The following is a 7,472-nucleotide window of genomic DNA, read 5'->3' as shown; positions in this document are numbered from 1 at the left end:
GGCCGGCGCTGGATCATTTCGGGCGGCGGCGTCCAGACCGGCCACTTCTTGCGCGCCTGAACCACCGCGCTGCCTGTCCATCCGAAGCCGGCCTTGCCTAGGCTGACGCCGTAGCGGATCGCCTTGCCGCCGTCGCGCACCAGATAAAGGAAATGCTGCGAGGCATCGACGACGATGGTGCCCGGCTTTTCCCCGGTCGGATCGTCCACGACCTGGCGCAGGAATTTCGGATCGAGCTTCGCCACCGGTATAGCCGGCAGTTGGAAGCCCTCATCGGTACGCGCCGCATACATGGTCGCGGCATCGCCGAGAGCCGGCTCGGGCGGTGCAGCCGCCACGGGAGGCGGCGTCGCGACATCGGCCGTGGTGCACGCAGAAAGGCCCAGCGAAGCGGCGCCCAGAGCGGACGCGCCAAGAAACGCGCGCCGGCTCAGGCGCTCGGAAAGCAGCGAAATGTCGGACATGACCCCCCCGGCTTGCCCTTGGGAACTGGAAAAATTCCGCCCCAGCTATCCGGATCAATATCCCATTCCGGAAGCTTTGAGAACATGATTGCATTAGGGAACGCTGGAAGACTGGGCCAATCTTTTGTGGCGCCGCATCGACCTGCCCCGTTGAATCGGCAATGATGCGGACCGGATCCAAATCAGCCTTGCCGAGTTGCCTGCCATGGACGAAAAAATGCCGACGCGCCGGCGCACCGCCGACCTGACCAGCGGCCCAATCCCGCGCACTTTGCTGCTGTTTGCCCTGCCGGTTCTCGGCTCCAATGTGCTGCAGTCGCTCAACGGGTCGATCAACGCCGTCTGGGTCGGCCGCTTCCTCGGTGAGTCCGCGCTCACCGCCACGTCCAACGCCAATCTCGTCCTGTTCCTGATCCTGGGCACCGTGTTCGGCATCGGCATGGCCGCCACCATCCTGGTGGCGCAGTCGGTCGGCGCCCGCGACCTGCCCGAGGCGCGCCGCATCGTCGGCACCAGCGCCACCTTCTTCTTCCTTGTTTCGGTGGTCTTCGCCGTCTGTGGCTGGATCTGGGTCGACGCGATCCTGAATGCGCTCGGCACGCCGCCGGACGCCTTGCCGCTGGCGCGCTCCTACCTGCGCATCATCTTCGTCGCCGTGCCGATGATGAACCTCCTGTCCTTCGTCATGACCGTGCTGCGCGGCGCCGGCGACTCGCGCACGCCCTTCGTCTTCATGGCGCTGGCGGTCGTGCTCGACATCGTGCTCAACCCCTTGCTCATCCGCGGCATCGGCCCGTTCCCCGAGCTTGGCATCGCCGGATCGGCCACCTCGACGCTGATCGGTCAGACGGTGAGCGTGATCGCCATCCTGATCGTGCTCTATGCGCGCAAGCACCCCCTGCGGCTGGCTGGCGCCAACCTCGCTCTGCTACGGCCCGACCCTGTCCTGTTGCGCATCGTCGTGTTCAAGGGGGTGCCGATGGGCCTGCAGATGATCGTCATCTCCGCGGCCGCGCTGACGGTGATGGGCATCGTCAACTCATATGGTTCGCAGGTCGCCGCCGCCTACGGCATCGCCGCCCAGTTGTGGACCTATATCCAGATGCCGGCGCTCGCCATTGGCGCCGCCGTCTCGTCCATGGCCGCGCAGAATGTCGGCGCGGGACGTTGGGACCGGATCGGCCGTGTCGCGGCCTCCGGCGTCGGCTTCAACCTGGTGCTGACCGGCGCGCTGGTCGCGCTGCTCTGGCTCTTCGACCGCTCGATCCTCAGCCTGTTCCTGAGCAGCGACAGCGCGGCCATCGAGATTGCCGCCCACATCAACACGGTCGCGTCGTGGTCTTTCGTTCTGTTCGGCATCACCATCGTGCTGTTTGCCACGGTGCGCGCCACGGGCGCCGTGATGCCGCCGCTGATCATCCTGGTGATTTCGGTGCTCATCGTGCGCACCGGCTTTGCCTATTTCATGCGCGGCGTCATCGGCGAGGAAGCGCTGTGGTGGAGTTTTCCGGCGGGTTCGATCACCTCGCTGGTGTTGGCGGCGGCCTATTATCGCTTCGGCGGCTGGCGCACCTTGCACATGATCGAGAACAGGCCGGCCGCCGGCGAGCCGCCCGACACCGGGCTTGGTGTGCCGCGCCAGCGCGCCAACATGGCACCCGAAACGCCGAACGGCTGATCGTCGGCTGGGCCTGAACAAGGGCCGCGGATGATACGGCCCCTGTTCGCTATGCAGTCCGCAATTCCAAACTACTTGCAGGAGAATCCGGGCGCGATCTTGCATTTGCCCGGACGCGGCTTGTGCGGCGGGCGGTGGTGCGGAGGACGGTGATGCGGCGGCTTGTGCCAATGCGGCGGCCGATGATGCGGCGGGCGCACGATGACCACGGGCGGACGCACGACATGGGCGCGCTCGAGATAACCGGAACTGACCCAGCCGCTGACACCGCCGCCATGGATCCTGCACCATCCCGGCTGGCAGCCGGCGACATTCACCCTGAAACCGGCCGGCAGCGTTCCGACCTTGGCATAGCTGGCGCCCGGCCCGGTGCGCACGTTGAGATTGGTCGTGGTGTGGGCGCTGTAGGCGAAGGCCGCAGCCGACGTCCCGAACATGGCGGCCACTAGGGTCGCGATCAGAAGCAGAAATCGAAATCTCATGAGTCCCTCCATTCGATCCCCGGCCCTTCGACTGCTTCGGCGCGAGGCTGCTTCACAAGAGGAGAGGCAGAAGCCAAGAAAAGTCAACAAGTTGCAGCCATCTCACATCATGGCCGCCGGTCCCGTAGAAGAATTTCCCCAGACATGGTTGAGGAATTTTCCACACGCCGTTTATCGGCGCGGCAACATCCGCTAACAGTTTACTCTCTTTCGGCAATTGGTTGCGGGCAAAGGTCTAATCATGGGCAAAGGCAGGGTCGAGGCATTCACCGATGGTGTCGTGGCCATCATCATCACCATCATGGTGCTCGACCTGAAAGTGCCCGAAGGCGAGGATTTTTCGGCGCTCCTGCCGCAATGGCCGATCTTCCTGTGCTACGTGCTTTCCTTCATCAATGTCGGCATTTACTGGAACAACCTGCACAACATGTTCCACACCGTGCAGCGTGTCGACGGCCGGGTTCTCTGGGCAAACCTGCATCTCCTGTTCTGGCTATCGCTGATGCCGGTAACGACCGCCTTCATGGGCGAGAACCATTTTGCCACGGTTCCGGTCGCGGTCTACGGCTTCGACCTTGCCATGTGCGCGACCGCCTACGGCATACTGGTCGTCGCGCTCCACCGGCTGCACGGGCAGGATACGGCCTTCGCCAAGGCGATCGGCAATGACCGCAAGGGCCGGCTCTCGCTCGTCGCCTATATCGCGGCCATCGCGCTCGCTTTCCTCAACCGGTGGATCGGCGTCGGAATCTTTGTCGCCGTCGCTCTGGTCTGGCTCGTGCCGGATACGCGGTTTTCGCGGGTGCTCGAAAAATAGTCTGCTCTCCGCTGCTGGAAAGCAGGGCCGCCTGGCCTAGCCGCGCATGGCCTTAAGCTTGTCCGCCACCGAAGCGGCAAGGTCGGCATAGCGCTCCTCGAGCCGTTCCGCCGCCTTGACGATGCGGAAATCATGGCCGAACTTTTCCAGCGCCATGCGCAGCTTCTCGACGAAGTCGGCCTGTTTTTCGAGTGCCGAGAACAGCGTCTTCACCTGGGCTTCGCTGATATCGGGATTGGCCAGCATCTGCGGCACCTCGCGTCCCATCTGGTCGCCGGTGGCGGTCTGCTCCTTCAGAATTGCGACCCAATCCGTCAATCCGGAACTCTCCCTTTCGCGCGGGCAGCATTCGCAGCCCCGGCCGGACGGGTCAACCCGGAAAGGGACGACGCAAGCCTTGCACGACGCCGTTCCAACGCTAATTTCAGCGCCATCGAAAGAGGAAGAAAGCACCGATGATCCCCGACGCCGAGATCCAGACCGCCCTGCCCGCCCTTGGCCGGGGCAACACCGCCGTCATCACCGGCGCCGCCAGCGGCATCGGCCTGGCGGCCGCCAAGCGGCTGGCGCTGATGGGCATGAAGATCGTGCTGGCCGACATCGGCGGGGCGCGCCTCGACGATGCCTCGCGGACGGTCTCGGCCATTGCCGGTGACGACGCCGTGCTTGCCGTTGCATCCGATGTTTCGAAACCCGATGAGGTCGATAGGCTCGCCGACCGCGCATTCGGCGCCTTCGGCGAGGTCTCGCTCTTGATGAACAATGCAGGCGTCGGCGACAATCCCGGAAAGCCCTGGGAGAACCGCGACGCCTGGAGGCGGCTGATCGACATCAATTTCTGGGGCGTCGTGCATGGCGTCGAGGCCTTCGCGCCGCGCATGCTGGCGTCGGGCAGGCCTGGGCTGATCGTCAACACCGGCTCCAAGCAGGGCATCACAACGCCACCTGGCAACCTCGCCTACAATGTCTCGAAGTCCGGCGTGAAGACATTCACGGAAGGTCTCGCGCACGCATTGCGCAACGAGCCCGGGGCTCACCTCTCGGCGCATCTGCTCATTCCAGGCTTCACCTATACCGGCCTCACCGAAGGCGCGACGGAAAAGCCGGCCGGCGCCTGGACGGGCGAACAGGTCGTTGATTTCATGCTGGAATCCCTGGTCGGAGGCGATTTCTACATCCTTTGCCCTGATAACGACGTGGCGCGCCCCATGGATGAAAAGCGCATGGCCTGGGCGATTGGCGACATCATCGAAAACCGCCCCGCTCTGTCGCGCTGGCACCCGGACCACAAGGATGCTTTCGCGACTTTCATGAAGCAGTAGGACCGGTCTCCGGATCTCACGCAGCCTGTTTTTTCGATCCGCGTTTTTGCGCCACGGCCTTCTTGGCCGCCATGGTGGCGATCTGCTCATCGTGGCGGCGAGCCGCCTTCTCGCACTTGTCGCGAATCTCCTCCACTTCCGACTCGGTCAGATGTTCTATGCCGATGAAGTGGTTGTGGCCCTCGCTGACCCGGATCAGTTCGTCGAGCTTGGCCTGGATCGCCGCGCCGTCGCGGTTCTGGGTGTTCTGGATCAGGAACACCATCAGGAAGGTGACGATGGTCGTGCCGGTATTGATCACCAGTTGCCAGGTATCGGAGAAGTCGAAAAACGGCCCGCTCACCGCCCAGGCGACGACGACCAGGCAGCAGACGGCAAATGTCAGCGGCATGCCGGTTATATGCGCGACCCAGTTGGCGATCCTGGTGAAGAGCTTTTCCATTTGTCGAGGTCCCTCGGTGGCTGCCGCCAGAAGAAACCGACGATGGCCGTTTCGAGTTCCCGCAGAGACAAATACATCAGGCACAATTGAATACACGCAAAGCGCGCATTCGCCGGAAAACACACCTTATCGGTTTAATGGCATAGTAACCGTGCAGGCAAAGAGCCTGTTCCTTCCGCTTCACAGCGGTTTACCTCCAGCCCCTTCCGTCGCGCCACCCCCGCATGACGGAAGGGGTTTCAGTCCGGAGAGCGCGGAGCATGGTTTCCCGAAAGCGCCGACCGGCACACGGACAGACGGTCGCAACACTTTCCCGCAAATTGCTTCGCTCAGCCGGCCTTGGCCTGCTGATGGCCTGCGCGGCGACCGCCGCCAGGGCGGAATCCACGACCACGCCGGCGCCCGATCTGGCAGCCCCGGCAACCGATCCCAGCGCATCGCCCACCGATCCGGTGATCACCGGCAGTCTGGAACGGCACTGGACCAACAACGCGCTCGACAGCGACCGCAACGTCTCCGACTGGTATTCGCTGCTGCGCGGCACGCTGCAGAAGCAATGGGGCGACAACGACGCCTATGCCAAGCTCAACGCCGACTTCCAGGTATCGCACTACGACCGCACCTCGATCGAGGACGACCGCGCGCTGGGCGTGTCGGCCGAGGCCTTCCGCCGCCTTGCGCCCGGTCTCGAACTGCGGGGAACGCTGACCTACCGCGTATCCAGCACCGGCGACAATCTCGACATCGGCCCACTGACGCTCGGCACACGCGAATTCAAGCAGGTCTTCGGCGCCCAGACGCAGCTCGGCATCGACCTCGGCAACGCCACCTCGCTGATCCTGGAAGCCACCGACAGTTTCGAAAAACTCGGCGCCACGCATTTCCAGGACGATCTGATCCTGCCGGCGAAGCTGCACGCCGACCGCAACCTGTTCCAGTTGGCGGCCCGGATCACGCGAACCGTCGGCCAGTTTGCCTTCGGCGGATCGGCGTCGGCGCTGCTCGCCAGCGTCGAGCAGATCGGCTACCCGCCGCTCTTCCTGTCGTTCAAGACCTACACGATCCGCGCCGAAGCCGCCTACAAGGCCGCGGACGGCTCGACGCTCGGCGTCGCCCTGGGCGCGGAGTTCCTGCGCGGCGCCAACGACATCTACCAGCGCTGGCGGCCGACCTGGCAGGTTACCTTCGGCAAGCCGCTGCCGCATGGCTTCGAACTGCGTGGAACCTATTTCGGCCGCTACGAGACCTCCAACACCGACGATCCGCTGGCATCCTGGCTGCAGCGCGCGGAGCTGGAAATCGGCATGAAGCTGCGCGAGAATCTCGGCCTCGCCTCCGGAGTATTCTACGAGATCAAGGACAATCTGCTCTACGAGAACCAGGAGCGGCGCGACGGCATCTATGCCGAGGCGACCTATGACGCGACCAAGTCCATGGCCATCGTCGTGCGGGTCGATGTCAACCGGACCATCAAGACCGTCATCGACGACCGCGAACACACGGTCGATGCGTTCATCGCGCTGCGGGCCAAGATCTGATCTCAGCTCGTGCGGTTCTGGATTGTTCCAGTGAGAACAATTCCGGGAATTGCCTGAAATCATGGGCACAAGCAGCGAGGCAGGAGGATGTGCGAGACCCTCCTGCCCCAGACAGAGTTACCCCTGTCCTTGCTGCTCAGTGACGGCCGCCCAGCTTGTAGCTGTTGCCGCCGAGCACATTGACGCCGATACCGCTGAGAACGCCGGTAAGGACGTTGGTCTTGTTGCCGTTCAGGATGCCCTGGACGACGTTGCCGCTCAGGATGTTGTTGCCATTGAGAATGCCGTTCAGCGCGTTCACCTGGCCGAGGCCGATGGACGGCGACACATTGATCAGGCTGCCCGAGCCGCCTCCCCAGCCGCCGGCATAGGCGCCGACAGTTGAAAAGGAAACCATTGCAGCAGTGAGTACAAGTGCGAACTTCTTCATGACTTCTCTCCGTTGTTGCTAGCAGTGTTTCCTTCGACTTCTTACGACTTACCCCTGGATCGATTAGTGCATTTCGCGAAAAGTCTTGCAACCATGGAGCGCTTAATTTGATGGATACAATTCGTTTTCCAATTTTTAACGCTAATATTTTACGTTAAGAAAATTGGTTACCGCCGAAGCTTCCAGCCTCGCCGAAATGCAGCGATTTCGGATGGCGATGACCCGCAATGAAAGCGCGCGGAAGCCGTCCTAAACGGCGCCGTTTTCCCAGCGGTCGAGGAAAGCCTCGATCGGCATTT

General features: G+C 63.1%; 9 protein-coding genes. 4 read left to right on the top strand and 5 right to left on the bottom strand.

Translation table 11 applies throughout. The features are described from left to right. A partial coding sequence (locus J0I79_RS01930; RefSeq protein ID WP_292854959.1) for a L,D-transpeptidase occupies positions 1-464 on the bottom strand: 464 nt, incomplete at its 3' end. Positions 465-681: 217 nt separating this feature from the next. Between J0I79_RS01930 and J0I79_RS01925 the strand changes: the two genes are divergently transcribed. After that, complete coding sequence (locus J0I79_RS01925) at positions 682-2,142, top strand: MATE family efflux transporter (protein ID WP_292854957.1); 1,461 nt, start codon at positions 682-684, stop codon at positions 2,140-2,142. A 71-nt stretch (positions 2,143-2,213) separates the two neighbouring features. On the opposite strand, the gene J0I79_RS01920 is transcribed toward J0I79_RS01925, so the two are convergent. Then, a complete protein-coding gene (locus tag J0I79_RS01920) occupies positions 2,214-2,624 on the bottom strand; it encodes an SH3 domain-containing protein (protein WP_292854955.1) in 411 nt (136 codons plus the stop codon). Between the two features lie 241 nt (positions 2,625-2,865). Here J0I79_RS01920 and J0I79_RS01915 point away from each other — a divergent pair, with 241 nt between their 5' ends. Then, a complete protein-coding gene (locus J0I79_RS01915; RefSeq protein WP_292854953.1) occupies positions 2,866-3,441 on the top strand; it encodes a TMEM175 family protein in 576 nt (191 codons plus the stop codon). A 36-nt stretch (positions 3,442-3,477) separates the two neighbouring features. Here J0I79_RS01915 and J0I79_RS01910 read toward each other — a convergent pair whose 3' ends face one another. After that, on the bottom strand, positions 3,478-3,759 hold the full coding sequence (locus J0I79_RS01910) for a hypothetical protein (RefSeq protein WP_292854951.1): 282 nt from the start codon (positions 3,757-3,759) through the stop codon (positions 3,478-3,480). Between the two features lie 137 nt (positions 3,760-3,896). Between J0I79_RS01910 and J0I79_RS01905 the strand changes: the two genes are divergently transcribed. After that, the gene (locus tag J0I79_RS01905; RefSeq protein ID WP_292854949.1) at positions 3,897-4,763 is read left to right on the top strand and encodes an SDR family NAD(P)-dependent oxidoreductase; all 867 of its coding nucleotides are present in this window, start codon (positions 3,897-3,899) and stop codon (positions 4,761-4,763) included. Positions 4,764-4,779: 16 nt separating this feature from the next. Here J0I79_RS01905 and J0I79_RS01900 read toward each other — a convergent pair whose 3' ends face one another. After that, complete coding sequence (locus tag J0I79_RS01900) at positions 4,780-5,205, bottom strand: low affinity iron permease family protein (RefSeq protein ID WP_292854947.1); 426 nt, start codon at positions 5,203-5,205, stop codon at positions 4,780-4,782. 260 nt (positions 5,206-5,465) lie between these two features. On the opposite strand from J0I79_RS01900, the gene J0I79_RS01895 reads away from it, so the two are divergent. Next, entirely contained in the window at positions 5,466-6,743 is a 1,278-nt protein-coding gene (locus J0I79_RS01895; protein ID WP_292854946.1) for a hypothetical protein, read from the top strand. A gap of 136 nt (positions 6,744-6,879) precedes the next feature. Here J0I79_RS01895 and J0I79_RS01890 read toward each other — a convergent pair whose 3' ends face one another. Continuing rightward, complete coding sequence (locus tag J0I79_RS01890) at positions 6,880-7,173, bottom strand: hypothetical protein (RefSeq protein WP_292854944.1); 294 nt, start codon at positions 7,171-7,173, stop codon at positions 6,880-6,882. Positions 7,174-7,472: the final 299 nt, after the last annotated feature.

This window comes from Mesorhizobium sp. (assembly GCF_017306585.1).
Classification (GTDB): domain Bacteria; phylum Pseudomonadota; class Alphaproteobacteria; order Rhizobiales; family Rhizobiaceae; genus Mesorhizobium.
This window is presented reverse-complemented; position numbering and strand designations above follow the sequence as displayed.